Source organism: Streptomyces sp. NPDC046887 (assembly GCF_040644755.1).
In the GTDB taxonomy this organism is placed as follows: Bacteria; Actinomycetota; Actinomycetes; order Streptomycetales; family Streptomycetaceae; genus Streptomyces; species Streptomyces lichenis.
In genome coordinates, this window is record NZ_JBEYXH010000015.1 from 143,358 (window position 1) to 166,872 (window position 23,515).

23 protein-coding genes are annotated in these 23,515 nt (G+C 72.4%); 21 read left to right on the forward strand and 2 right to left on the reverse strand.

Features of this window, described 5'->3' with window-relative positions; translation table 11 throughout:
- Positions 1 to 21: 21 nt before the first annotated feature.
- The 5 genes from ABZ945_RS16905 (at position 22) to ABZ945_RS16925 (ending at position 3,486) form a co-directional block, all read left to right on the forward strand.
- Positions 22 to 687, forward strand: a complete 666-nt coding sequence (locus ABZ945_RS16905) for a YdcF family protein (RefSeq protein ID WP_361269639.1) — start codon at positions 22 to 24, stop codon at positions 685 to 687.
- Positions 638 to 919: a WbqC family protein gene (locus tag ABZ945_RS16910; RefSeq protein WP_361269571.1), complete on the forward strand. Its 282-nt coding sequence runs from the start codon at positions 638 to 640 to the stop codon at positions 917 to 919. The genes ABZ945_RS16905 and ABZ945_RS16910 overlap by 50 nt, the downstream gene beginning before the upstream one ends.
- Positions 920 to 932: 13 nt before the next feature.
- Complete coding sequence (locus ABZ945_RS16915; protein ID WP_361269574.1) at positions 933 to 1,442, forward strand: WbqC family protein; 510 nt, start codon at positions 933 to 935, stop codon at positions 1,440 to 1,442.
- 270 nt (positions 1,443 to 1,712) lie between these two features.
- Positions 1,713 to 2,930, forward strand: coding sequence for a helix-turn-helix transcriptional regulator (locus ABZ945_RS16920; RefSeq protein WP_361269576.1), 1,218 nt, complete (start codon positions 1,713 to 1,715; stop codon positions 2,928 to 2,930).
- Between the two features lie 145 nt (positions 2,931 to 3,075).
- Positions 3,076 to 3,486, forward strand: a complete 411-nt coding sequence (locus ABZ945_RS16925; RefSeq protein WP_361269578.1) for an ATP-binding protein — start codon at positions 3,076 to 3,078, stop codon at positions 3,484 to 3,486.
- Between the two features lie 339 nt (positions 3,487 to 3,825).
- On the opposite strand, the gene ABZ945_RS16930 is transcribed toward ABZ945_RS16925, so the two are convergent.
- Positions 3,826 to 4,659, reverse strand: a complete 834-nt coding sequence (locus tag ABZ945_RS16930) for an NmrA family NAD(P)-binding protein (RefSeq protein WP_361269580.1) — start codon at positions 4,657 to 4,659, stop codon at positions 3,826 to 3,828.
- A gap of 316 nt (positions 4,660 to 4,975) precedes the next feature.
- Between ABZ945_RS16930 and ABZ945_RS16935 the strand changes: the two genes are divergently transcribed.
- Genes ABZ945_RS16935 through ABZ945_RS16950 form a run of 4 tightly spaced genes read left to right on the forward strand, consistent with a single transcriptional unit; the run spans position 4,976 to position 8,300 of the window.
- Positions 4,976 to 5,482 carry a VOC family protein gene (locus tag ABZ945_RS16935; RefSeq protein ID WP_361269583.1) on the forward strand — a complete coding sequence of 169 codons (507 nt, stop codon included), beginning with the start codon at positions 4,976 to 4,978 and terminating at the stop codon, positions 5,480 to 5,482.
- Positions 5,479 to 6,462, forward strand: coding sequence for a hypothetical protein (locus ABZ945_RS16940; protein WP_361269585.1), 984 nt, complete (start codon positions 5,479 to 5,481; stop codon positions 6,460 to 6,462). The genes ABZ945_RS16935 and ABZ945_RS16940 overlap by 4 nt, the downstream gene beginning before the upstream one ends.
- Before the next feature lie 24 nt (positions 6,463 to 6,486).
- Positions 6,487 to 7,377, forward strand: a complete 891-nt coding sequence (locus tag ABZ945_RS16945; RefSeq protein ID WP_361269588.1) for an LLM class flavin-dependent oxidoreductase — start codon at positions 6,487 to 6,489, stop codon at positions 7,375 to 7,377.
- Positions 7,374 to 8,300: a PhzF family phenazine biosynthesis isomerase gene (locus tag ABZ945_RS16950; RefSeq protein ID WP_361269591.1), complete on the forward strand. Its 927-nt coding sequence runs from the start codon at positions 7,374 to 7,376 to the stop codon at positions 8,298 to 8,300. Before ABZ945_RS16945 ends, ABZ945_RS16950 begins: the two co-directional genes overlap by 4 nt.
- Here ABZ945_RS16950 and ABZ945_RS16955 read toward each other — a convergent pair.
- Positions 8,252 to 9,025, reverse strand: coding sequence for a hypothetical protein (locus ABZ945_RS16955; RefSeq protein ID WP_361269593.1), 774 nt, complete (start codon positions 9,023 to 9,025; stop codon positions 8,252 to 8,254). The two genes, ABZ945_RS16950 and ABZ945_RS16955, sit on opposite strands and share 49 nt — an antisense overlap.
- A gap of 493 nt (positions 9,026 to 9,518) precedes the next feature.
- On the opposite strand from ABZ945_RS16955, the gene ABZ945_RS16960 reads away from it, so the two are divergent.
- The 12 genes from ABZ945_RS16960 (at position 9,519) to ABZ945_RS17015 (ending at position 23,373) form a co-directional block, all read left to right on the forward strand.
- A complete protein-coding gene (locus tag ABZ945_RS16960; protein ID WP_361269596.1) occupies positions 9,519 to 10,751 on the forward strand; it encodes an aminotransferase class V-fold PLP-dependent enzyme in 1,233 nt (410 codons plus the stop codon).
- Complete coding sequence (locus ABZ945_RS16965; protein ID WP_361269598.1) at positions 10,748 to 11,605, forward strand: tryptophan 2,3-dioxygenase family protein; 858 nt, start codon at positions 10,748 to 10,750, stop codon at positions 11,603 to 11,605. Before ABZ945_RS16960 ends, ABZ945_RS16965 begins: the two co-directional genes overlap by 4 nt.
- A gap of 42 nt (positions 11,606 to 11,647) precedes the next feature.
- Entirely contained in the window at positions 11,648 to 12,388 is a 741-nt protein-coding gene (locus ABZ945_RS16970; protein WP_361269600.1) for a class I SAM-dependent methyltransferase, read from the forward strand.
- 28 nt (positions 12,389 to 12,416) lie between these two features.
- Positions 12,417 to 13,652 (forward strand): dTDP-4-amino-4,6-dideoxygalactose transaminase, encoded by a 1,236-nt coding sequence (gene rffA / locus ABZ945_RS16975; protein WP_361269602.1) that lies wholly within the window; start codon positions 12,417 to 12,419, stop codon positions 13,650 to 13,652.
- Complete coding sequence (locus ABZ945_RS16980) at positions 13,649 to 14,944, forward strand: class I SAM-dependent methyltransferase (protein WP_361269604.1); 1,296 nt, start codon at positions 13,649 to 13,651, stop codon at positions 14,942 to 14,944. The genes rffA and ABZ945_RS16980 overlap by 4 nt, the downstream gene beginning before the upstream one ends.
- Positions 14,941 to 16,035 carry a methyltransferase gene (locus tag ABZ945_RS16985; RefSeq protein ID WP_361269607.1) on the forward strand — a complete coding sequence of 365 codons (1,095 nt, stop codon included), beginning with the start codon at positions 14,941 to 14,943 and terminating at the stop codon, positions 16,033 to 16,035. Before ABZ945_RS16980 ends, ABZ945_RS16985 begins: the two co-directional genes overlap by 4 nt.
- Positions 16,032 to 16,868, forward strand: coding sequence for an alpha/beta hydrolase (locus ABZ945_RS16990; RefSeq protein WP_361269610.1), 837 nt, complete (start codon positions 16,032 to 16,034; stop codon positions 16,866 to 16,868). Before ABZ945_RS16985 ends, ABZ945_RS16990 begins: the two co-directional genes overlap by 4 nt.
- A 112-nt stretch (positions 16,869 to 16,980) precedes the next feature.
- The gene (rfbC, locus tag ABZ945_RS16995) at positions 16,981 to 17,613 is read left to right on the forward strand and encodes a dTDP-4-dehydrorhamnose 3,5-epimerase (RefSeq protein WP_361269612.1); all 633 of its coding nucleotides are present in this window, start codon (positions 16,981 to 16,983) and stop codon (positions 17,611 to 17,613) included.
- Positions 17,614 to 17,635: 22 nt separating this feature from the next.
- Positions 17,636 to 18,604, forward strand: a complete 969-nt coding sequence (gene rfbA / locus ABZ945_RS17000) for a glucose-1-phosphate thymidylyltransferase RfbA (RefSeq protein ID WP_361269614.1) — start codon at positions 17,636 to 17,638, stop codon at positions 18,602 to 18,604.
- A 34-nt stretch (positions 18,605 to 18,638) separates the two neighbouring features.
- Positions 18,639 to 19,817, forward strand: a complete 1,179-nt coding sequence (locus tag ABZ945_RS17005; RefSeq protein ID WP_361269617.1) for a glycosyltransferase — start codon at positions 18,639 to 18,641, stop codon at positions 19,815 to 19,817.
- 26 nt (positions 19,818 to 19,843) lie between these two features.
- Positions 19,844 to 20,944, forward strand: coding sequence for an FAD-dependent monooxygenase (locus ABZ945_RS17010; RefSeq protein WP_361269620.1), 1,101 nt, complete (start codon positions 19,844 to 19,846; stop codon positions 20,942 to 20,944).
- Positions 20,945 to 21,009: 65 nt separating this feature from the next.
- A complete protein-coding gene (locus ABZ945_RS17015) occupies positions 21,010 to 23,373 on the forward strand; it encodes an excinuclease ABC subunit UvrA (protein WP_361269623.1) in 2,364 nt (787 codons plus the stop codon).
- Positions 23,374 to 23,515 lie beyond the last annotated feature (142 nt).

The window sequence follows — 23,515 nt, forward strand, 5'->3', positions numbered from 1 at the left end:
GAGACGCCAGTGACGGGACCGATGGACATCCAACAGGCTGTGACCCACGAGCAGTGGGCGCACGCCCAGACGATCTGGGACTACCACCAGATGGGTCACGAACTCCGGCCGGCCGACGTGGCGATCGGACTCGGGAGTCATGACCTCGGTGTGGCAACCACCACCGCCGAGCTGTACCGAGCCGGGCTCTTCCCCGTCATCGTGTTCACGGGTGGCAACAGTCCGACTACCGCTCGCCGATTCCCGCGTGGTGAGGCCGTCCATTATCGGGAGCACGCTCTTTCCCTCGGCGTACCCGACGAGGCGATCCTCCTGGAGCCCCGCGCCGGCAACACCGGGCACAACATCACGTACTCCCGCCAGGTCCTCACGGACGCCGGGCTTGCCCCTACTTCGGTACTGATTGTCTCCAAGCCCTATATGGAGCGCCGTTCGTATGCCACCGCGCGCCAGCTGTGGCCCGAGGTTGATGTGCGCTGTGCCTCGGAACCCCTGAAGTTGGACGACTACATCAAGAGCATCGGAGATGAGAGGCTTGTCCTGGACATGCTCGTCGGTGATCTGCAACGGGTGATCGAGTATCCGAAGCTCGGATACTCGATCGAACAGGACGTCCCAGAGGACGTGAATGCCGCCTATGAGAACCTTCTCGTCGCAGGATTCACCAGTCGCCTCATCACATCCTGACTCTTCGGCGCCGGGCAGGCTGTGCGCCATCCATCAGCCCAACCTCTTCCCCCGGCTTTCCACACTGGCCAAGTTGTACGCGGCGGACTGCTGGATCGTGCTGGACGACGTACAGTTCGCCCGGCGCGACTATCAGCACCGGGCCCGCCTCGCCGCACTGCGGGACCCACGACAGAGGCAGTGGCTCACCCTTCCGACTCGTTTACCGAGCGGGCGGCGGAAGCCTCATTAGTGAGGCGCGGATCGTGGAGACGGGAGCGAACAGCAAGCGCATGACCAGGCTCCTCCAGCAGTACTACGGAAAGAGCCCGTTCTGGTCCTCCCTCGACACCGTGATCGGCTCGCTCCTCGACGTCCTGGGTACCCCTGACCGCACCGCTCTGGCCGCAGAAGCCTCCACACAGCTCTTGCTCGACCTGCTTGGCTGGCGCGGCTCCGTCATCCGTAGCAGTGCGCGCCTCGTACGCAACGGCCGCTCAGAGAGGCTTGCCGACCTCGCGAAAGTGGCCGGGGCAGACTCGTACCTGTGCGGAACCGGTGGCGCTCGCTATCTACGTTCAGAGCCCTTCGACGCACACGGCATCAATGTCACCCTTTTTCGGACCCCGACCACCGAAGGGGCATGGGCCGGTGCCCGTGAGATCAGCGCCCTGTGGGCCCTGGCGATGTACGGTCCTGACCTCGTAGCCGGTCTGCTATGCGGTCACTCAGCGGCGCAACCGACAACGTGGTTCGAGCTGAGGAGTGCAGGGTGACCAGTCAGGGGCGAACGAGCGGCGCCCCACGATCGGGCTCGCCCTCGAAGTCAGATCGGTATCGTCCACCCCCTGCAGGCAGGCCTTGGGCTGTTCCCTTCACGGGATTCGGTCGAGAACCGGGTTCCAGGCAAACCAGTCCAGCGCTTCCGCTCCCAGCTCATGCGGTGCGTTGCGCTGGCCAGGCGAGATGCTGGCCTCGTACTGGGCCGAGCAGGGGCAGCCCCAGACCGCGACCCCCTGACCGCATGCTGGCGCTACGGTGGCGGCGTGGCAGAAGAAGACCTTGGGCGGACCCTGCGGCGCCTGCGCAAGCTGGCCTCGTTGACACAGGAGGAGCTGGCGGAGCGCTCGGGCGTGTCCGTCGATGTGATCCGCCAGCTCGAACAGCGGCGCAAGCACTCGGCTCGGCTTCCCACCCTGCACGCGCTGGCGAACGGTCTCGGGGTGGAGCTGACCACGCTCCTCGGGGACCCGCCCGCTGTCTCCTCCACGAGTGAGAGTGACGGGCCGCGTTTCGTGGCCGTGCGACGGGCCGTCATGCCCGCGCTCTGGGCGGCCGAGCCGCAGCCGCCGGGGCCGGGGTTCTCGCTGGAACGGTTGCGTGAGCAGATCGCGGACGGCTGGACGCAGTACCACTCGGCCGAGTTCGACACCGTGATGAAGGCGCTTCCGGATCTCATCGCGGACGCGCGCACCGCGACCGCCTCGTCCGACGAGGAGGACAGGAAGGCCGGCTTCGGGGCGTTGGGCAAGGCGCTGCAGCTCGCGGGGCATGTCGCCGTACGCATGGGCAAGACCGACCTGGCTCTGATCGGCCTGGAACGGGCCATAGCCGCGGCGGGGATGTCCGGTGATCCGCTGCTGGTACCGATGATCGTCAACTCCACGGCCTGGACCTATCAGCGGCAGGGGCGACTGGAGGACGCCCTCAGCATCGCGCTCCGGGTGGCCGACGACCTGGTGCGGGAGGGGCTCATCGGCACGGCCGACGGTCTGAAGGTGTGGGGCGCGCTGACGATGAGCGCCGCCACCTCGGCCGCGCGGAGCGGCGACTACGAGCGGGCGGCGGCCATGATGGAGACGGCGGAGCAGCGGGCGGCCCAGGTCGCGAAGCTGCCACCCGGCAGTGACAACCGCATGGTCAGCGTGTTCAGTCCATCCTCGGTCCGCATCGAACGCGTCCGCCTAGCCGTGCAGTACGGGCGGCCCCAGGACGCCTTGGAGCTGGCCAAGGGCATGCGGCTCTCCAAGGACACCCCGCCGTCCTGGCGAACCTGGCTGCTTCTCGATGTCGCCCGCGCGCATACGGACCTCGGCGACGCGGCCGGGGCGGTGAAGGCTCTGGAATCGCTGCGGCGGGTGGCACCGACATGGATGCGCCACCACACTCTGGCCGTGGCCATCGTGCGCGACCTGTGGACGCTGCCCAACCGCCCGCCGGGGCTCGGCTCCTTGGCGGAGTTCGTCGGGATGGGCGAGGGGTGAGCGAATAGCGTGCCGAAAGTGGGACGTTGCGTCCCTGTCAGCCGGTCTCGCTGCCCGCTTCCATAAGCGGACAACGCCCTGAGGGCCGTGCGTACGACCTCGGGGTTCGGCTGATGCGAGGAAGCAGACCGACATGCCGCAATCCATGACGCGGTCCCATCCGACCGGGCACCCCGGCTACCACGAGACACTGTCCCGCTCACCGGAGAGCGCCGCCACCGCGCGGCGGCTGGTACGGCTGGCGTTAGCCGCCTGGGGGCTGCGGGATGTGGTCGAGGACGCCGTCCTGGTCGTCTCCGAGCTTGCGGGCAACGCCGTCCGGCATGCGGAGGGCCGCACGATCCGGGTCATGGTCGAAAGACCGGCTCGGAGGCGGGTGCGGATCTCGGTGGCCGACGGGTCGAAGGTGCCGCCGGAGCCACGACGGGCCGGTGCGCGGGACGAGATCGGGCGAGGGCTGGTGCTGATCACCGCGCTGGCGGACGAGTGGGGCACGACTCCGCTGCCCACCGGCAAGGCCGTGTGGGCCGAGTTGGGCGGGAGGCGGGACGGGTGAGCGGGGAGTGGACGCCCTGGGTGGGCGATCTGGTGCGCGATAGGGACGCCGGGCGGGACGGGGTCGTCACCGATGTGCGTGGCGGGTCCGTGTGGGTGTTGCGGCCGGAACTCGGCCCCGGGACGTGGACATCCGAGCGGCCGGAGCGGCTGGAACTGGTGACGCCTCGCGGGGAGATGCAGGGGCGGTTGTAGGAGCGGGTGGGCAGGCATCGGCCGGGCGGTGATCTTCGACGCCCACCCGGCCACCCGCCCGTGCGCCCGCACGCCGAGGCGCTCATGAGTGCGCCCCGCCGGGTGTCCGGAAACACCCGGCGGGGCGCCGTGGGGCTGGTGGGCCTCAGCCCCCGTCCTCCTCCCCCCGCCAGCACCCCGTCGCCGCCGCCCTTGCCGCGTACTGCTCGAAGGGGCGGGCCTGGTGGCCGGTGAGGTGGGGGACGGTGTCGGTGACGGTGGCGTCGCCCTGGGCGCGGAGGGCGGCGAAGGAGGCGATGTCGCGCTCGACGGCCTCCTCGGCGCGGCCGATCTCGCGTTGGGCGGCCCGGTAGGCGGACTCGTCGCCGTGGTAGGCGACCGGGCGGCCGGCGGCGTCCGCGAGGGTGGCGCAGACCTCGGTGAAGGTCATGGCGCGCGGGCCGGTCACCTCGTAGGTGCGGTCGGTGTGGCCGTCCTCGGTCAATACGGTCGCGGCGACGGCGGCGAGGTCGTCCAGGTCCATGAAGGCCTGGCGGGTGCCCTCCAGGGGGACGGCGATCTCGCCGCCGAGGACCGCCTCGCGGAACGGGCCCTCGTCGAAGTTCTGGTCGAACCAGTCGGCCCGCAGGATGGTCCAGGCGGTGCCGGAGGAGCGGACGGCCTCCTCGGCGTCGAGCAGGCGGCGGTCTCCTATGGTCTCGATGCCGCGGCTGGAGAGCAGCACGATGTGGTGGAGCTTGAGTTCGGCGGCCAGCTGGACGAAGTCGGGGTTCACGGCCACACCGTCGGGGGCCATCAGGAACATCCGGTCGGCGCCGGTGAGGGCGGGCTCCCAGGTGTCCTGGTCGTCCCAGTCGAAACGGGTGGCGCCGTGCCGGGAGGCCTCTCTGACCGGGGCACCCAGGTTCTTGAGCCGCGCGGCGACGCGGCGGCCGGCGGAGCCGGTGGCTCCCAGGACAAGGATGGGGGTGGTGTCCATGACTTCCAGAACGAGGGGAGGGGGCGGGGGAAACGGCCGACCGGGAAGGCCGGCGGCCGGAGGCGCAGGTGCACGGGTTCCTCTGTGAAGGACCTGACAAACCCGTCAGATCCCTCTGTCGTTCCTGCATTGACCCCTGAAATCGGCCGAAGCTAGCGTGGCCTAACCTCGCCACCATGCTGACCTGGGGTTGAAGCAACTTCCTCCATGTCGTGACGAGTTCGGCACCTTCATGGGCGCGTGTGCGAGTCGCCGCGCCCCGGTGCGCCGGAAGCAATGAGACCCGAGAACCCAGGAGAGCCTGGAGGGCTTCGCCATGTCCTTGACCGAGCAGACCACGGCACCGCGCGTCCCGTTCCGGGCGGCGGTGCGACCGCGTATCCACCATCTGGGGGTCCAGACCGCCGATCTGGACAACTGCCTGGAGTGGTATCTGGAGTTCCTGGGGGCGGAGAAGAAGTGGGAGCTGGACCGCTTCTCCGACCTCACGCTGAGCCGGCTCCCCGGGATCGGGCGGCTGGTGGAGATCGCGGTGGGCGATCTGCGGCTGCATCTGTTCGACCGGTCCGGTCACACCGAGGAGATGCCGCACGAGGAGGACTTCCAGTTCCAGCACGTCTGCCTGACGGTGGACGCGCCGGAGGAGCTGGAGGCGGTGCGGGATCGGTGGAATGCGCTCTACGACTCGGGGCGGTACGCGTTCGCTCGGGAGGAGCGGCCGACGGAGATCGTGGTGGACGACGACGGGGTGTGGAGTCTGTATCTGTACGACGTCAACGGGCTGGAGTACGAGTTCACGTATGTGCCGGAGGGGGACCGATGAGCATCCTGACCCCGCACCGCACGCCCGCCACCGCGATCCGGGTCGACGGCTGGGACTTCGGCGACTTCCCGTACGGGCTGGAGCCGCTGGCCATGCCGCCGGCCGGGCGCGCGCAGGCCGGTACCGAGCACCGACCGGTGACGCTGCCGCCCTGCGACCCGGACCGGATCGCCCGGGAGCTGGGCGCGCTGACGGGCAGCGGGCCGGGCGCGGCCGCCCTGGTGGACGCGGCCCCGGCCTCCTCGTACGAGCAGCTGTTCTGGTTCCGCTGGATCATCGGCCACCAGGTGACCTTCGCGCTGTGGCGGCTGATGGGCCGGGTGCTGGAGGAGGTGGGCGAGAAGGGGCCGGACGCCGTGCCCGGGCCGGGTGCGATGGCCAGGCTGGAGTGCTACGCGCACGGGTACAGCGCCATGCTGCTCTACAGCGGCTCCTGCCCGACCGCGCTCTACCAGCGGCTGATCCGGCCGGCGATGTTCCTCCAGCACCGGGGCTTCAGCGGCACCTGGGCGCCCGACTTCTACCAGGTGCGCAGCCTGTTGCGGGGCCGCCCACTGCCCTGGACCGACGACCCGCGGGCCGCCGGGGTGGTGGCCGCGCTCGGCGCCCAGCGGGCGGTGCACGACAGTGTCGCGGCTCGGCTGGTCCCCGGGGGCCGCTCGCTGCTCCAGCAGTCGATCAACGAGGCTCCGGTGAAGCCCTCGGAGCGTACGGCGGTCTTGTACGACAACTTCTTCATGACGCTGCGCGGCCCGGTGCCCGACGAGGCGGTGGCCGCCCAACTGGTGCGCCGGCTGCGGGCGGTGGGCCTGGACCTCGCGGTCAACGGGCTCTATCCGCTGGGCCGGGACGACGACGGCGAGGAGGCCGAGGTGTGGAACGGCTCGCTGGCCCGCAGCGAGCGCCGGGTGGGTGTGGTGCTGGCCGAGGCGGCCGGATTCGCGGCTGATCTGGCGCGGCGGGCGCCGGCCGCTGTGTGACCCGATATCGGAGGAGGGTGAGTGATGAGGCAGGGAGTGCTGTTGCTGCCTGAGCACCGATGGGCTGTGGCTCGTGAGCGGTGGCTGCTGGCGGAGGAGTTGGGGTACGACCACGCCTGGACGTATGACCATCTGATGTGGCGCTGGTTGAGTGAGGGGCCCTGGTTCTCGGCGGTGCCGACCCTGGCGGCGGCGGCCGAGGCCACCTCGCGGATCGGGCTGGGCACCCTGGTGGCCAGCCCCAACTTCCGCCACCCGCTGGACTTCGCCAAGGAGCTGGTCTCGCTGGACGATGTGTCCGGCGGCCGGATCGTGTGCGGGGTGGGTGCCGGGGCGGAGGGGTTCGACTCCCGGTTGCGGGGGGATCGGGAGATCTCGCGGCGGGAGCGGGGGGCTCGGTTCGAGGAGTTCGTGGGGTTGCTGGACCGGCTGCTGCTGGAGGAGCGGACCACCTTCCGGGGTGACTGGTACGCCGTGCAGGACGCGGTGGTACGGCCGGAGTGCCTGGCCCGGCCCCGGGTGCCGCTGGCGGTCGCCGCCGCCGGCCCCCGGGGCATGGCACTCACCGCCCGGTACGCCGAGGTGTGGGTGACCAGCGGGGCACCCAACCTGTTCGACAACGAACCGTACGAGCAGGTGGTCCCGCTGCTGAAGCAGCAGCTCGCGGAGGTGGACCGGGCCTGCGAGGCGGCCGGGCGCGATCCGGCGACCCTGCGCCGGCTGCTGCTCAGTGGCGGCTCGGTCGGCGGGGTACTGGACTCGGTGGAGAGCTACCGGGACGCCTCCGGGGTCTTCGCGGACCTGGGCTTCACCGATCTGGTGGTGCACTGGCCGCGGCCCGACTTCCCCTTCGCGGGGCGGGAGGACGTGCTGACGGGCTTCGCGGCCGCCGAGTTGGGAGGAGGAACGGGATGATGTCGTACGCGTTCGAGGTGGTGGGGGTGTTCGGCGCCGGGAGTGGTGGGGGGAGTCCGCTGGCGGTGGTGTATGAGGCGGAGGGGCTGGGGCCGGAGGAGATGGCCTGGGTCGCGGCGCGGCTGCGGGTGGACGAGACGGTGTTCGTGCTGCCGCCGACCGCGCCGGGGGCCACCCACCGGGTGCGGGTCTTCACCCGGGCCGGGGAGTCGCCGTACGGCGGCCACTCGGCGGTGGGGACGGCGGTGGCGCTGGTCCGGTCGGGGCGGCTGCCGGCCGGGCGGGTGGTGCAGCAGTGCGGGGAGAAGCTGACCGAGCTGCGGGCGGACGGGGAGCGGGCCGTGCTGGCCGCCTCCGGCCCGCAGCCGGTCCGCCCGCTGGACGCGGCCCCGCTGCTCGCCGCGGCGGGACTGTCCCCGGGCGACCTGGGCGAGGGGCCGGTGCTGGCCGCCGGGTTCGGGCCGCTGTTCCATCTGCTGCCGGTACGCGCCGAGGCGGTGGCCGCCGCCCGGGTCGACACGGCCGCGATGGAGCGGCACGGGCTGCCGGACCTCTGCGTCTTCCACTGGGATGCCTCGGAACGTACCGCCACGGCCCGGCTGTTCGCCCCCGGGTACGCCATCGAGGAGGACGCGGCCTGCGCCTCGGTGGGGCTGGCGTTGGGGGTGTGGCTCGCCGACGTCGGCATTCCGGAGCCGGAGGCGGAGACGGCGTACGGGTTCCGGATCGTGCAGGGGGTGGAGCTGGGGCGGCCGGCGGTGCTGGAGTGCACGGTGGCCCCGGCCGCCGACCCGCTGACGGTGACGGTGGCCGGGGCGGCGCCGCGGGAGTTGGCCGGGTCGCTGACCGACCCGGCCGGTGAGGCGGCGGGGGCTCAGGCGGTGGCGGGCGCCAGGGCGCGGCGGACGTCGTCGGCGGCGTAGTAGACCCGGCCGGACACCCGGCGGCGCTGCCAGCGCCGCTCGCTGGCCAGCCGGTAGACGCTGCTGGAGGAGACGCCCCAGAGGGTGCTGACCTCGCGCTGGCTCAGCCAGCGCGGCACCCGGCTGGGCGCCGTCTCACGCGGGCCGCGGGTCGTCTCGGGGGCGGCGACGGTCCGGTTGTGCCGGGCCGCGCTCTCGGTGACGCTCCAGCCGTGCGCGGGGTCGGCGTCGCAGGAGACCCGGGCCGGCCGCCGGCGGCCCTGGGCGGGGCGGGCGGTGAGCAGCCCGCCGCAGCCGGACTCCTTGCAGGGTCCGACGGCCACCCTGGCGGTCTCGTCGGGGTGGGCGACGCGCTCGGCGCGGGCCTGCAACGCGGCGACCTCGGCAGCGAGTTCGGCGGCCGCTGGGTGGCGGACCAGCAGTCCGAGGTGGCGGTGGAGGAAGCCGCACAGATCGGCGACGGTGCGGCGCGGCGCCCGTAGGCCGCTGCTCTGGACGGTCAGTCCGGCCCAGGAGGCGAGCACCCCGAGCACGGCGCGGCGGACGTCCGCCGCCGGGGCGTGCAGCGGTACGGCCGGGGGGCCCGCCGGGGTCGGCGGACGCTCCCAGGCGGGCCGACGGGAGCCGAAGTGGCGCTCGCCGCACTCCCGGTAGAGGCCGGGCAGCCGGACCAGCGCTTCGGCGAGCCGGGTACGGCAGGACAGGCACAGACTCGTGCCGGGCACGGCGCGGGCGGCCGCGCGATCGGGCTCCGCTGTGCAGCGCGGTCCCCGGCAGGGAGCGGCCCCCTGCGACGGCAGCTGACGTGTCCTGTCGTGCCCGGTGTCCATGCGCGTGTCCCCTCTGTTGCCGACGCTGTCGCCGATGTCCGTGGTTCGCCCGGCGGGCGCGAGCACTATCGGCGCCCGGGGGTCGTATGGCCGGGAATTCCGGTGTCAGTGCGGTCGCGGGACTTCTCTGACCTGGTCTGTAGGACCTCTGAAGCACGTCTGACGGTTTCTTGAAGTCCATTGACACGGGACCCCGTTGAAACTTGAGACGGGGCGAAGATAGAAAGGTCTACAGTGCGCGCCGACTGTGTCCATACCGGTCGAGCGCCCCATTCACCTTTGGATTGATCGTCGACTGAGTCGGCTGATGTGCCGCACGGCCGTGGTCACCGCCGTGCCGGAAGCCGAAGGAAGCCGAAGGAAGATCGGATACCGAGGAGTTTGATCAGTGGAATCCACTCGTCTGTGGGCCGGGAAAGAGGACGCCGAGGACCCGCTTGCCGCGTTCCGCGCGGAATTCGCCCTGCCCGACGGGGTGATCCAGCTGAACGGGAACTCCCTGGGCCCGCTCCCCCGGGCCGTGCCGGAGGCGCTGGACGCGGTGGTGCGGCGGCAGTGGGGTGGGCATCTGATCCGCGGCTGGTTCGATGACGGCTGGTTCGACGCGCCGGAGCGGGTGGGCGACCGGATCGGGCGGCTGATCGGGGCGGGCCCCGGGCAGACGGTGGTCGGTGAGTCCACCTCGGTGCAGCTGTTCAACGCGGTGGCCGCCGCCGCCCGGCTCCGGCCGGACCGGCGGGTGCTGGTCTGCGACGCGGCCAACTTCCCCACCGACCGCTATCTGGCCGCCTCGGTGGCCCGGGTGCTGGGGCTGCGGCTGGTCGAGTGCACGGCCGGGGAGCTGGCGGCGGTGCTCCAGGCCCATCGGGGCGAGGTCGGGCCGGTGCTGTTCGGCGCGGTGGACTTCCGTACTGGTGAGCTGCTGGACCTGGCCGGGACGACCGCGCGGATCCACGCGGCGGGCGGGGTCGCGGTGTGGGACCTGAGCCACGCGGCCGGCGCGGTGCCGGTGGAGGTGGACGCCGCCGGGGTCGATCTGGCGGTGGGCTGCGGCTACAAGTACCTGAACGGCGGGCCCGGCGCCCCCGCGTACCTCTACGCGGCCACCCGCCACCAGGCGGCGCTGGATCTGCCGATCACCGGCTGGCACGGGCATGCCCGGCCGTTCGAGATGGCCGGCACCTTCGAGCCCGCCGACGGCATCACCCGGGCCCGCACCGGCACCCCGCAGATCCTGTCGCTGCTCGCCCTGGAAGCCGCGCTGGACCCGCTGGAGCGGGCCGGGGTCGCGGCGGTACGGGCGAAGAGCCTGCGACTCGGGGACTATCTGGCGGCGCTGATAAGGGAGTTGCCCGATGGCGTACGGCCGGAGGTGGTGACGCCGACCGAGCACCACCGGCGGGGCGGCCATGTCGCGCTGCGCTGCCCGGACGCCCCGGCGGTGTCGGCGGCGCTGATGGAGCGCGGGGTGTTCACCGACGCCCGGCCGCCGGACCTGCTGCGGCTCTGTCTGAACGGGCTCTACGTGTCCTACACGGACGTCTTCGACGCGGTGACCGCCTTCGCCGAGGTGGCGGCGGCGGCAGGGAGCGGGAAGCGATCAGCGGAGGGGGAGCGATGAGCGGCGGATGCCCGTACGCCCACGGGGAGACCACCGGGATCGGCACCGGGAGCGGGACAGCCCTTGGTGCCGGCACCGGGAACCAGTATGTGGACTACGCGCGGATGGACACCCTGCACACCATCCAGCACCCGCGCACCGACTCGCCGTTCGAGATGTCGTTCATCCTGATCAGCCAGGTCAAGGAGCTGCTGTTCCGGATGGTGCACCTGGAGGTGGACCAGGCGCGGCAGCGGCTGGCCGAGGACCGGCCGGAGGCGGCCTGCCGGGCACTGGCCCGAGGGGTCAGGAGCCAGCGGGTGCTGGTGGACGCCTGGGAGTCGATGAACGCGCTTCCGGTGGACGAGTTCCTGGAGTTCCGGGGGATCCTCGGCGAGGCATCCGGCACCCAGTCCTTCATGTACCGGCTGCTGGAGTTCACCCTCGGCAACCGGGGCACCGCCATGGTGCGCTCGGCGGACCTGGCGGCCTTCCCGGAGCTGGCGGCCGAGCTGGCCCGGCCCGCGCTGTACGACGAGGTGCTGCGCCATCTGGCCCGTACGGGTCTGCCGGTGCCGGAGCCGCTGCTGGACCGCGACCCCGCCGTGCCGTACACGCCCGACGAGGGCGTGGAGAAGGTGTGGGAGGCCGTCTACCGCGACCCGGACGGCCATCGGCCGGTGTACGAGCTGGCCGAGCAACTGCTCGAAGTGGCCTACCAGTTCTCCCGCTGGCGGGCCACCCATCTGCTGGTGGTGGAGCGGATGCTCGGCGCCAAGCGGGGCAGCGGCGGCAGCGACGGCGCCTCCTGGCTGCGGCAGATCAACGAGCACCGCTTCTTCCCCGAGCTGTGGACCATGCGCTCGGTGCTGTGACGCCCCCCTGAACCCACGAACCCCGACCGGAGGAACCCAGTCATGAACGAACTCGGCCTCACCATGGGGCAGGAAGCCTACGCACACGCCGTGGCGGACCAGGACCAGCAGCGGGAGTTCACGCTGCTGGACCGGGAGTGGACGCAGCTCGGCGGGGTGCTGGGCGGTGAGTACAACTACGCGACCGGCCTGTTCGCCTCCTCCCTCCCGTACGAGGGTGTGAGCCACCTGCTGGAGATGGGGTGCGGCTGCGGGGTCGCCTCGGTGATGGGCGCGCTCGCCGGGGTGCCCCGGGTGACCGCGCTGGACATCAACCCGGCGGCGGTGCGCACCACGGAGCTCAACGCCTCCCGGCACGGGGTCGGCGACCGGGTGACCGCGCTGACCAGCGACCTGTTCGCGGCGGTGCCCCCGGACGAGACCTATGACCTGGTCTTCTGGAACTCGCCGTTCATCGAGGCCCCGCCGGAGCAGCAGCACGAGTCGGCGCTGGCCTACCACTTCTTCGACCCGGGGTACGGGATGCACCGCCGCTTCCTGGGCGAGGCGGCCAAGCGGCTGGCGCCGGGCGGGCGGCTGTTCCTGGGCTTCAGCTACGCCATGGGCAGCGCCGAGCGGCTGAAGGAGGTGGCCGCGGAGGCGGGCTTCGGCGTCCGGGTGCACGTCCAGGAGGCGTTCACCGTGCCCGCCACCGAGCTGGGCACCGACCCGGTGTACGCGGCGCACGCGGACGCGGAGCAGCAGGTCCGTATCGACTTCACCCTCCTGGAGCTGACCCGATGACCGCCCCCACCCGTTTGGAGCCGACCCGATGACCATCGCCCCGGCCGGCACCCGCACGGTGCCCTTCCACGTCCCGCACACCGCCGCCAAGCAGCAGCGCTATCTCTCCGAGGTGCTGGAATCCGGCGACCTGGACGGCAACGGCCCCTACAGCGCCCGCGCCGCCGAGCTGCTGTCCGGGATCACCGGCTCCCCGCATGTGCTGCTGACGCCCTCGTGCACCTCCGCGCTGGAGATCGCGGCGCTGCTGCTGGATCTGGCGCCGGGTGACGAGGTGGTGATGCCCTCGTTCACCTTCGCGCCCACGGCCAGCGCCTTCGCCCTGCGCGGGGCGGTCCCGGTGTTCGTGGACTGCCACCCGGACACCCTCACCCTGGACGAGGAGTCGCTGCGCTCCGCGCTCACCGAGCGGACCCGGGCGATCGTGGCGGTGCACTACGCGGGTGTGGCCTGCGAGATGGACCTCATCCGGCGGATCGCCGACGAGCACGGCGTACCCGTGATCGAGGACAACGCCCACGGCCTGGGCGCCACCTACCGGGACCGGCCGCTCGGCGGCTTCGGCGCCCTGGCGGCGCAGAGCTTCCACGCCACCAAGAACGTGCACTGCGGCAAGGGCGGGGCGCTGCTGGTCAACGACGAGGCGCTGGTGGACCGGGCGACGATCATCCGGGACCGCGGCACCGACCGGCACCGCTACTTCCTCGGCCAGGTCGACAAGTACCGCTGGGTGGACCTGGGTTCGAGCTACATTCTGCCCGAGGTGCTGGCCGCGCTGCTGGCGGCCCAGCTGGAGGAGTTCGACGCGGTGCAGCGCCACCGCCACCGGCTGTGGGACATCTACCACCGCGGGCTCGCCGACTGGGCGGCCGAGCAGGACGTGGCGCTGCCCGCGGTGCCCGAGGGCCGCGCCCACTCGGCGCATCTGTACCACCTGGTGCTGCCGGCCGAGGAGGACCGGTCGGCGCTGCTGGACCACCTCCGCGAGCGCGGGGTCCAGGCCACCATCCACTTCCAGGCGCTGCACACCTCCCCGGCCGGCCTCCGCTACGGGCGCTCCGCCCCCGGCGGCTGCCCGGTCTCCGAACGGGTCGCCGACCGGCTGGTGCGGCTGCCGCTGCACACCGCGCTCGACGACGCACAGGCCGAGCAGGTGGTGGACGCCCTGCTCACCTTCCGTACCGGCGCCGGGGCCCCCGCGGGCACCGGCCCCCGGGCCCGTAACCGTACCGCCGGATCTCCCCGTCGAAAGGACCTGGCATGACCACGCCCCAGAACACCAGTACCGACACCGACGACGTGGTGCGCTATGTGACCACCTGCCGGGTCTGCGGCAGCGAGGAGTGGCAGGAGGTGGTCTCCTTCGGCGAGGTGCCGCTCGCCAACGGCTTCCTGGAGGTGACCGACTCCGTCGCCCAGGAGCGGGCCTATCCGCTGGAGGTGATCTCCTGCCGGGAGTGCCGGCTGCTGAGCCTGACCGCGGTGGTCGACCCGCAGGTGCTGTACCGCACCTACTCCTACGTCACCTCCGACTCCGAGACCATGGCCCGCCATATGCGCAACGTGGCGGAGCTGGCCCGGGACCGGTACGGGCTCGCCGAGGGCGACCTGGTGGTGGAGCTGGGCAGCAACACCGGTGACCAGCTGCTGGCCTTCCGGGAAGCCGTCGGGGCGCGGGTGCTGGGCGTGGACCCGGCCCGCAACCTCGCCCGGATCGCCGAGGACCGCGGAGTGCCCACGCTGCCCGAGTACTTCGACTCGGCCACCGCCCGGGCGGTGGCCGGTGAGCACGGCAAGGCCTCGCTGATCCTGGGGCGTCATGTCTTCGCCCATATCGACGATGTGGCCGATGTGCTGGCGGGCGCCCGCGAACTGCTCACCGAGGACGGGCTGTTCACCATCGAGGTGCCCTACGCGGTGGACCTGGTCGAGCGGCTGGCGTTCGACACCATCTACCACGAGCACCTGTCGTACTTCCTGATCTCCACCCTGGACCGGCTGTTCAGCCGGCACGGGCTGCGCACCGTGGACGTGGAGCGGCTCGCGGTGCACGGCGGCTCGGTGCTGGTGTCGGCGGGCCGGGCCGATGGCCGCTGGCAGACCAGTGAGCGGGTACGGGAGCTGATCGCGGCCGAGCGGGACGGCGGCTACCTCTCCGACGCCCGCTACGAGGCCTTCGCGGCCCGGGTGCGGCGGACCTGCACGGATCTGACGGCGCTGGTGCGCGGGCTGGTGGCGCAGGGCCACCGGGTGGCCGGCTACGGCGCCTCGGCGAAGGGCACCACCCTGCTGAACATCTGCGGACTGGGCAGCGAGGAGCTGGAGTTCTGCACCGACACCACCCCGCAGAAGCAGGGCCGGCTCACCCCCGGCACCCATATCCCGGTGCTGGCGCCGGGCGATGTGACCGAGCAGCCGGACTACTACCTGCTGCTGGCCTGGAACTACGCCGAGGAGATCCTGGCCAAGGAGTCGCGGTTCCTGGCCGAGCACGGCGGCTTCATCGTGCCGGTCCCGGAGCCGATGGTGCGCACCGGGGCGGTGAGCGCCAAGTGACGGAAGCCGACGCGGCCGCCGACGCCGTCTTCGCCAAGGCCCCCGGAACGGGCGCCGAGCAGTTGGGCCGGCTGGTCCCGGTGCTCTTCGGCTACGCCGCCTTCCAGCAGCTCAACGCGGGCTGCCGGCTGGGCCTTTTCGACCTGCTGGAGAAGGAGGGGCCGCTGCCCGCCGAGCGGGTGGCGGAGGCCCTGGACATCGAGCGCCGGGCCGCCGACGTGCTGCTGCTGGGCACCACCGCGCTCGGCCTCACCGAGGTCGCCGACGGCACCTACCGCAACGGCTCCCCGGTGGCCACCGCCTTCGCCCAGGGGCTGTGGCCGGTGCTGAAGGACATCGTGGAGTTCCAGGACCGGGTCTCCTACCTCCCGGCCGCCGACTACACCGAGTCCCTGCGCACCGGCGAGAACGTGGGCATCCGCCACTTCCCCGGCGACACCAAGGACCTGTACACCCGGCTGTCCGGGGTGCCGGGCCTGGAGGAGCTGTTCTACCGCTGTATGCACTCCTGGTCGGCGCTGTCCAACCCGGTGCTGGTTGAGGGCACTGACTTCGCCGGGGTGCGCCGGGTGCTGGACGTCGGCGGCGGCGACGCCGTCAACGCCATCGCGCTGGCCCGCGCCCACCCGGAGCTGCGGATCACCGTGCTGGACCGGCCGGGGGCGCTGGAGGTCGCCGAGCGCAACATCCGCGAGGCGGGTCTCGCCGAGCGGGTCGAGACCGCGGCGGCGGACATCTTCACCGACCCCTACCCGGGCGGCCATGACTGCGTGCTCTTCGCCCACCAGCTGGTGATCTGGTCGCCGGAGCAGAACCTCGCCCTGCTGCGCAAGGCCCACCAGGCGGTGGAGCCCGGCGGCCGGGTGATGGTGTTCAACGCCTTCAGCGACGACGACGGGGCCGGTCCGCTCTACGCGGCGCTGGACAACGTCTACTTCACCACGCTGCCGTTCCGGCACTCCACCATCTACCGGTGGGAGCAGTGCGAGGGCTGGCTGCGGGAGGCGGGCTTCACCGAGGTGGGCCGCACCACCGGCACCGGCTGGACCCCGCACGGCGTGGTCACCGGCCGCCGGGCCGCAACGCCATGACCACCGAGGCCGGGCGCGAACGGGCTAATCAGGACCGGGAGTTGTCGCCCAGCACCACCGCCCGGGACGCGGCCGGCACCCTCGCCGCGTACCGGACCCTCAGCGACAGCGCCCGCGCCACCCTGGCGCACCGGGCGGACGTGGCCTACGGGCCGCATCCGGCCGAGCGGCTGCACCACTTCCCGCCGCGCCGCCCGGGCAGCCCGCTGCTGGTCTTCGTGCACGGCGGGCACTGGCAGGAGTCGTCCAAGGAGGACGCCTGCTTCGCCGCGCCCGCGCTGCTGGCGGCCGGCGCCGGGTTCGTGGCCCTGGGCTACGGGCTGGCGCCGGCCCGGCGGCTGCCGGAGATGGCCGCCTCGGTACGCCGGGGCCTGGCCTTCGTCCGGGAGCACGCCGCCGAGCTGGGCGGCCGGAGCGACGCGGTGTACGGGGCGGGCAGCTCGGCCGGGGCCCATCTGGTGGCGCTGGCGACGACCGGCCCGGAGGGCGTACCGCTCGCCGGGCTGGTGCTGCTCAGCGGACTGTACGACCTGGATCCGGTGGTCGGCAGCTATGTGGACGAGGCCCTGGGCCTGACCCCGGCCGAGGCCCGCGCACTGAGCCCGCTGCATACCGGGCCGCCGTACGCCGAGCGGGTGCTGCTGGCCCTCGGCGAGCATGAGACCGCCGAGTACGCCCGGCAGCAGCGCGAGTACGCGGAGGCGCTGCGCACCGCCGGGCGGCCGGTGGCCGAGCTGGTGGCGGCCGACCGCGACCACTTCGACCTGCCGCTGGACCTCGGCGACCCGTCGACGCCCCTGGGCCGCGCGGTCCTCGGCCAGTTGGGGGTCTGACGCCACAGGGACCACCTGGGGCTGATTGCCCCGGGAGGTGCCGGGCGGTGTCCGTTCTGTCCGGCGGACGCCGCCCGGGCAAGCCCCGGACTCCCAAGGAAGAGGCAGCCGTATGGAGACCCGTGAACTCGCCGTGGCCGGCGCCCTGGAGGTCGTCCTGCCGGTCTTCCCCGACCGGCGGGGCTCCTTCCGCCCGCTGTACGAGGAGGCCGACTGGTCCGGGCTGCCCGGCGTGCCGCCGTTCCGTGCCGTACGCAGCGGGCTGAGCGTCAACCGGGCCGGGGTGGTCCGCGGGGTGCACTACGCCGTGCCCGGCCGGGACGGCGCCCCGGCCACCGCCAAGATCGTCGTCTGTGTGGCGGGCGAGGCACTGGACCTGGTGGTGGACGTACGGGCCGGGTCGCCGACCTTCGGCCGCCACGACACCGTACGGCTCACCGCCGACGCCGACCGGACCCGGGCGGTGTACTGCCCGCCCGGTATCGGCCACGCCTTCGCGGCCCGGGCCGAGGGGACCGTACTGCTCTATCTGCTGTCCACCCCGTACCGGCCGGCGGACGAGTCGGCCGTCTCGGTGCTGGACCCGGCGCTCGGGCTGCCGGTCCCCCGCCACCCGGAGCCGGTCCTGTCGGACGCCGACCGGGCGGCCCCCACCCTGGCCGAGGCGCTGGACCGCGGGCTGCTCCCCGCCTACCAGCCGCCCGCCACCACCGTCGCTGAACAGGCTCCGCAACAGGATCCGTAACAGGCTCAAGGAGGAACGGGACATGAAGGGCATCATCATGGCCGGCGGATCGGGCAGCCGGCTGAAGCCGCTCACCGGAGTGCTCTCCAAGCAGCTGCTCCCCGTCTACAACAAGCCGATGATCTACTATCCGCTCTCGGTGCTGATGCTGGCCGGGATCCGGGACATCCTGATCATCTCCTCCCCCGACCATCTGCCGCTGTTCCGCTCCCTGTTGGGCGACGGCGAACGGCTCGGCCTCAACCTCAGCTACGCCGAGCAGGAGAACCCCGGCGGGATCGCCGAGGCGTTCCTGGTCGGCGCCGAGCACATCGGCGACGACGACGTCTCCCTCGTCCTGGGCGACAACCTCTTCCACGGGCCCGGGTTCTCCGCGCTGCTGCGGGAGAAGGCCCGTACCGTGCACGGCGCCACCATCTTCGGCTACCCGGTACGCGACCCGCAGCGGTACGGGGTCGCCGAGGTGGCCGAGGACGGCCGGCTGCTGGGCATCGAGGAGAAGCCGGAGCACCCGCGCTCCGAACTCGCGGTCACCGGGCTGTACATGTACGACAACGAGGTGGTCGACATCGCCCGGACGCTGACCCCGTCGGCCCGCGGCGAGCTGGAGATCACCGACATCAACCAGGTGTACCTGGAGCGCGGCCGGGCCGAACTGGTCAAGCTGGGGCGGGGGTTCACCTGGCTCGACACCGGGACCCATGACGCGCTGCTGGAGGCCGGGCAGTACATCCAGATCCTGGAGCAGCGCCAGAGCGTGCGGATCGCCTGTGTGGAGGAGATCGCCTACCGGATGGGCTTCATCGGCGCCGACGAGCTGCGGCAGCTGGGCCAGGAGCACTCCAGCACCGACTACGGGGAGTACCTGGTCGACCTGGCCGACCGCCGACCGGCGGGCGGGCCGGTGCCCGACGCCGTACCGCCGGAGTTCTCCGCCGACCCCGCCGGGCTGCCGGTGGCGCCGCCCCGCGCCGAGGCCCTGCGGCGCTGACCACCCGACCGCACCGACCGCCGAGGAGCCGACCATGCGCTATCTGTTCACCTCGATGCCCGTCACCTCCCATCTGATGCCGCTGGTGCCCACCGCGCACGCCGCGCTGGCCGCCGGCCACGAGGTGCTGGTGGCCACCAGCGGGCCCGCCGCGCGTACCGCGCAGGCGGCAGGGCTGGTCACCGCCGACGCCGGGACCGAGCAGGGCGCCCGGCAGCCCTACGACGAGCTGCTGGCCGCCCTGGAGCGGGCCGAGGCGGGCGAGGCCCCGGACGACGCGACCTCGCTGGAGGTGCACGGCCGGGCGTTCGGCGAGGTGGGCGCCCGGATGCTGGACGAGCTGGTGGAGATCGCCCGGTCCTGGGGCGCGGACGCCATCGTCTACCCGGGCATCCACTCGGCGGCCCTGGTCGCTGCCCGGGCCGCCGGCACCGCGGCGGTGCTGCACGGCTACGGCACCCCGCTGCCGACCTTCGGCCCGGCGCTGGACTATCTGGCCCCGCACGCCGAGCGGCTGGGCGCGGGCGAGATCACCGAGGCCGAGATCGAGATCGACGTGCTGCCGCCGTCGCTGGCGAACTTCACCGAGGTGCCCACCGCCATCGGCCGCCCCCGGCACCGGCTAACCATGCGCTACGGCTGCTTCAACAACGGCGGGCAGCTGCCGCGTTGGGCGCTCACCCGGGGCGATGTCCCCCGGGTGGTGGCCACCTGCGGATCGGCGGCCAGCATGACCCGCGAGGGGGCGCTGTACCGGGACATCGTCACCGCCACCGGGGACCTGGGCGCCGAGCTGGTGCTGCTCACCGCCGACGCCGAGCTGCCGAAGCTGCCCGAGCGGCTGCCGCCGCATGTCCGCCCCGAGCGGTGGGTGCCGCTGCGGGCGCTGCTGGACGGCTGCGACGCGATCGTCCACCACGGCGGCTCGGGCACCATGCTCAGCTCCTTCGCCGCCGGGGTGCCGCAGGCGGCCATCCCGATGCCGGGCACCGTCAACGTCAGCAACGCCCAGTCGGTGGCCGCCCGGGGCGCCGGCCGGGTCCTGGACATCGACGACGCCGGGCCGGAGCGGGTCACCGAGGCGCTGACCTGGCTGCTGAAGGACCCGGAGCCGGCCAAGGCGGCCGCCGAGACCGCCGCGGAGATGGCGGCCATGCCCGCACCCGCCGAGGTGATCGAGAAGGTCTCCGGGCTGCTGCGCGCCGCCCGCTGACACATCCCGACCGAGAGGAGCAGCAGGTGAGGATCGCCGTCATCGGCGGAGGCCCGGCGGGGCTGGCGTTCGCCGCGACCGCCCGCCTCTCCGGACTGTCCGCCGAGGTCACCGTCTACGAGCGGAACCGGGTGGAGGACACCTACGGCTTTGGGGTCATCCTGCCGTCGGCCGCCCTGGACACCCTCCGGCCCACCGACCCGGGCACGGCCGACGCGCTGGCCCGGGAGCTGGTCGAGTGGGACGAGGTCACCGTGCACCGGGGTGCCCGCCCGCTGTCGGTCGGAGCGCCCCGGCTGGGCGCGCTGTCCCGCCGCACCCTGCTGACGGCACTGCGGCGGCGCTGCGCCGAGCTGGGCGTACGGGTGGAGGAGGGCGCCGCGGCCCCCGGCCCGGACGTGCTCGCCGAGGCCCACGACCTGGTGGTGGCCGCCGACGGGGCGGGCTCGGCCACCCGTACCGCCTGGGCCGACCGGTTCGGCACCGAGACCGAGCGCACCGCCCCGGACTACATCTGGCTGGGCGCCGAACGGGCGTTCCCCGGGCTGACCTTCCTGGTCGCGGACACCGCCGAGGGCCCGGTGGTCGCCCACACCTACCCGTACACCCCCGACCGCTCCACCTTCCTGGTGGAGGTGCCCGGGGGCGGCGGGCTGCCGGACACCGCCGGGCTGGCCCGGCTCTTCGCGGAGCCGCTGGCCGGCGCACGGCTGCTGGAGAACCGCTCCCGCTGGAGCCGCTTCCTCCAGGTGCGCAACGCCACCTGGTCCTCCGGCAATGTGGTGCTGCTGGGCGACGCCGCGCACACCGCGCACTACTCGATCGGCTCCGGCACCCGGCTGGCCCTGGACGACGCCACCGCGCTGGCCGGGGCGCTCTGCTCGGAGGGCTCCCTGCCGGCCGCGCTGAGCGCCTACGAGGAGCGGCGGCGGCCCTCGGTCGAGCACACCCAGCGGATCGGCCGGGCCAGCGCCGACTGGTTCGCCGGGCTGGCCGGCACCGAGGGCGGCGCCCCGGAGAAGTTCCTGCTGGAGCTGCTCACCCGGGGTGGCCGGATCTCGCTGGGTGATCTGGCCGCCGAGGCGGCGGGTACGGCTCCGGTGGGCACAGTGACAGGCAGCGGGTGATCCGGCCGGGACGACCAGCCCGGCAGGACCGGTACGACGGCTACACGAAGGAGTGAAGAGCGCCCATGCGCGAGGACAGGCAGCACATCGTGGTGACGGGGGCCCGGGCCAACAACCTGAAGGGGGTGACCCTGCGCATTCCGCTGGGTTCCCTGACGGTGGTGACCGGGGTCTCCGGCTCGGGGAAGTCCTCGATCGTCTTCGGCACCATCGCGGTCGAGTCGCAACGGCAGCTCAACGAGGTCTTCCCGGCGTTCATCCGCAACCGGCTGCCGCGCTACGAGCGCCCCGAGTTCGACCTGATCGAGAACCTGGCCCCGGCGATCGTGGTGGACCAGAAGCCGGTCGGCGGCGGCACCCGCTCCACGGTGGGCACCATGACCGAGGTCAACCCGGTGCTGCGGGTGCTGTTCTCCCGCTACGGGGAGCCCAGCGCGGGCCCGTCCAACCTGTACTCCTTCAACGACCCGCACGGCATGTGCCCGGAGTGCGACGGACTCGGCTCCACCCTCCAACTCGACCTGGACAAACTGCTGGACCGCGACAAGTCCCTCAACGAGGGTGCCATCCAGCACGACAACTTCGCGGTGGGCACCAACTACTGGAAGCGGTACGCCCAGATCAGCCGGTACGAGAAGGGCCGGGCCCGGGACGAAGGGCTGGAGCCGGTGTTCGACCCGGACAAGCCGCTGAGGAAGTACACCAAGAAGGAGATGGACCTCCTGCTGTACGGGGAGGGCTTCCAGACCATCCGCCCCGACGAGTTCAACAACGTGGCCATCAACGACTTCGAGGGCATCGTGCCGCGCTTCACCCGGCGGTTCGTCAAGCCGGGTCTGGACGCGCTGAAGGACAAGGAGCGCAAGTCCACCGAGCGGGTGGTCACCGAGCGGACCTGCCCGGCCTGCGAGGGCGCCCGGCTGAACCGGGCGGCGCTGGACTCGCGGATCGACGGCAAGAACATCGCCGACTACTGCGCCATGGAGATCGGCGACCTGATCGAGGAGCTGGAGCGGGTCGCGGACCGCTGGCCAGGACCGGTGGTGCCCGCCGCGCTGGCCTCGCTGCGCCGGATCGAGTCGGTGGGCCTGGGCTACCTCACCCTGAGCCGCGCCACCCGGACCCTGTCCGGCGGCGAGGGCCAGCGGCTGAAGACCGTACGGCATCTGGGCTCGGCGCTGGCCGGGATGACGTACATCTTCGACGAGCCCAGCGTCGGGCTGCACGCGCACGACGTGGACCGGCTCAACAGGCTGATGCTGGACCTGCGGGACAAGGGCAACACGGTCCTGATCGTGGAGCACAACCGGGACGTCATCGCCATCGCCGACCATGTGATCGACGTGGGCCCGGGGGCCGGCGCCGACGGCGGCGAGATCGTGTTCACCGGCACCGTGAAGCAGCTGGCCAAAAGCAAGACGATCACCGGCCGGCACTTCCGGGCCACCCCGGGGCTGAAGGACTCGGTCCGCGAGCCCACCGGGAAGCTGCCGGTGCGCGGCGCCACCCTGCACAACCTGGACAAGCTGGACGCGGACTTCCCCACCGGGGTGCTCACCGTGGTCACCGGGGTGGCCGGCTCCGGCAAGTCCACGCTGGTGTCCAAGGTGTTCACCCGGGAGCACCCGCAGGCGATCGTGCTGGACCAGTCGGCGGTCGGCATCAACCCGCGCTCCACCCCGGCCACGTACACCGGCATCTGGGACACCGTGCGCAAGCAGTTCGCCAAGGAGCACGGGGTGGACGCCAGCCTGTTCAGCTTCAACGCCAAGGGCGCCTGCCCGGAGTGCAAGGGCCGTGGCACCATCACCACCGACCTGGCCTTCCTGGACCCGGTCACCACCGTGTGCGAGGTCTGCGAGGGCAGCCGGTACCGCCAGGACGTGCTGGAGTACGAGACCAAGGGCCGCAACATCGCCCAGGTGCTGGACCTCACCGTGGTCCAGGCCCGCGACGACTACTTCGAGGACGAGTCGATCGTGCGCAAGCTGGAGCCGATCGCCGACGTGGGCCTCGGCTATCTGACGCTGGGCCGGCCGCTGTCGATGCTGTCGGGCGGTGAGCGCCAGCGCATCAAGCTGGCCGACCGGCTGCACGAGCAGGGCAGTGTGTACGTCTTCGACGAGCCGACCACCGGACTGCACATGGCGGACGTCGACAACCTGCTGGCCCTGCTGGACCGGCTGGTGGACGCGGGCAACACGGTTATCGCCATCGAGCACGACCTGGACGTGGCCAAGCACGCCGACTGGATCATCGACATCGGCCCGGGCGCCGGTGAGCACGGCGGCCGGGTGGTCTTCACCGGCACCCCCGCCGAGATGGCGGCCGGCGCGGACACCACCACCGCGAAGTATCTGAAGGCCTCCCTGCCGGACAAGCAGGACAAGCCGGAGAAGCCGGAGAAGAAGCCGGTGAAGAAGTCCTAGAAGAAGCCGGGCGCCCGCTGACGATCGGGTGACCGCCCCACCCCTCCGGACCCCCTCGGCCCCCCGCCCCCCCGCCCCCCGCCCCCCCCGCCCCCGCCCCCCCACCCCCCCCCACCCCCCCCCCCCCCCCCCACCCCCCCCC

What these genes read in the sequence shown, in the direction of transcription:
- ABZ945_RS16905 (WP_361269639.1), top strand. Translation starts at nt 22, where the DNA reads ATGGACATCCAACAGGCTGTGACCCACGAGCAGTGGGCGCACGCCCAG.
- ABZ945_RS16910 (WP_361269571.1), top strand. Translation starts at nt 638, where the DNA reads ATGAGAACCTTCTCGTCGCAGGATTCACCAGTCGCCTCATCACATCCT.
- ABZ945_RS16925 (WP_361269578.1), top strand. Translation starts at nt 3,076, where the DNA reads ATGACGCGGTCCCATCCGACCGGGCACCCCGGCTACCACGAGACACTG.
- ABZ945_RS16930 (WP_361269580.1), bottom strand. Translation starts at nt 4,659, where the DNA reads ATGGACACCACCCCCATCCTTGTCCTGGGAGCCACCGGCTCCGCCGGC.
- ABZ945_RS16935 (WP_361269583.1), top strand. Translation starts at nt 4,976, where the DNA reads ATGTCCTTGACCGAGCAGACCACGGCACCGCGCGTCCCGTTCCGGGCG.
- ABZ945_RS16940 (WP_361269585.1), top strand. Translation starts at nt 5,479, where the DNA reads ATGAGCATCCTGACCCCGCACCGCACGCCCGCCACCGCGATCCGGGTC.
- ABZ945_RS16945 (WP_361269588.1), top strand. Translation starts at nt 6,487, where the DNA reads ATGAGGCAGGGAGTGCTGTTGCTGCCTGAGCACCGATGGGCTGTGGCT.
- ABZ945_RS16950 (WP_361269591.1), top strand. Translation starts at nt 7,374, where the DNA reads ATGATGTCGTACGCGTTCGAGGTGGTGGGGGTGTTCGGCGCCGGGAGT.
- ABZ945_RS16965 (WP_361269598.1), top strand. Translation starts at nt 10,748, where the DNA reads ATGAGCGGCGGATGCCCGTACGCCCACGGGGAGACCACCGGGATCGGC.
- ABZ945_RS16970 (WP_361269600.1), top strand. Translation starts at nt 11,648, where the DNA reads ATGAACGAACTCGGCCTCACCATGGGGCAGGAAGCCTACGCACACGCC.
- rffA (WP_361269602.1), top strand. Translation starts at nt 12,417, where the DNA reads ATGACCATCGCCCCGGCCGGCACCCGCACGGTGCCCTTCCACGTCCCG.
- ABZ945_RS16980 (WP_361269604.1), top strand. Translation starts at nt 13,649, where the DNA reads ATGACCACGCCCCAGAACACCAGTACCGACACCGACGACGTGGTGCGC.
- ABZ945_RS16990 (WP_361269610.1), top strand. Translation starts at nt 16,032, where the DNA reads ATGACCACCGAGGCCGGGCGCGAACGGGCTAATCAGGACCGGGAGTTG.
- rfbC (WP_361269612.1), top strand. Translation starts at nt 16,981, where the DNA reads ATGGAGACCCGTGAACTCGCCGTGGCCGGCGCCCTGGAGGTCGTCCTG.
- rfbA (WP_361269614.1), top strand. Translation starts at nt 17,636, where the DNA reads ATGAAGGGCATCATCATGGCCGGCGGATCGGGCAGCCGGCTGAAGCCG.
- ABZ945_RS17005 (WP_361269617.1), top strand. Translation starts at nt 18,639, where the DNA reads ATGCGCTATCTGTTCACCTCGATGCCCGTCACCTCCCATCTGATGCCG.
- ABZ945_RS17015 (WP_361269623.1), top strand. Translation starts at nt 21,010, where the DNA reads ATGCGCGAGGACAGGCAGCACATCGTGGTGACGGGGGCCCGGGCCAAC.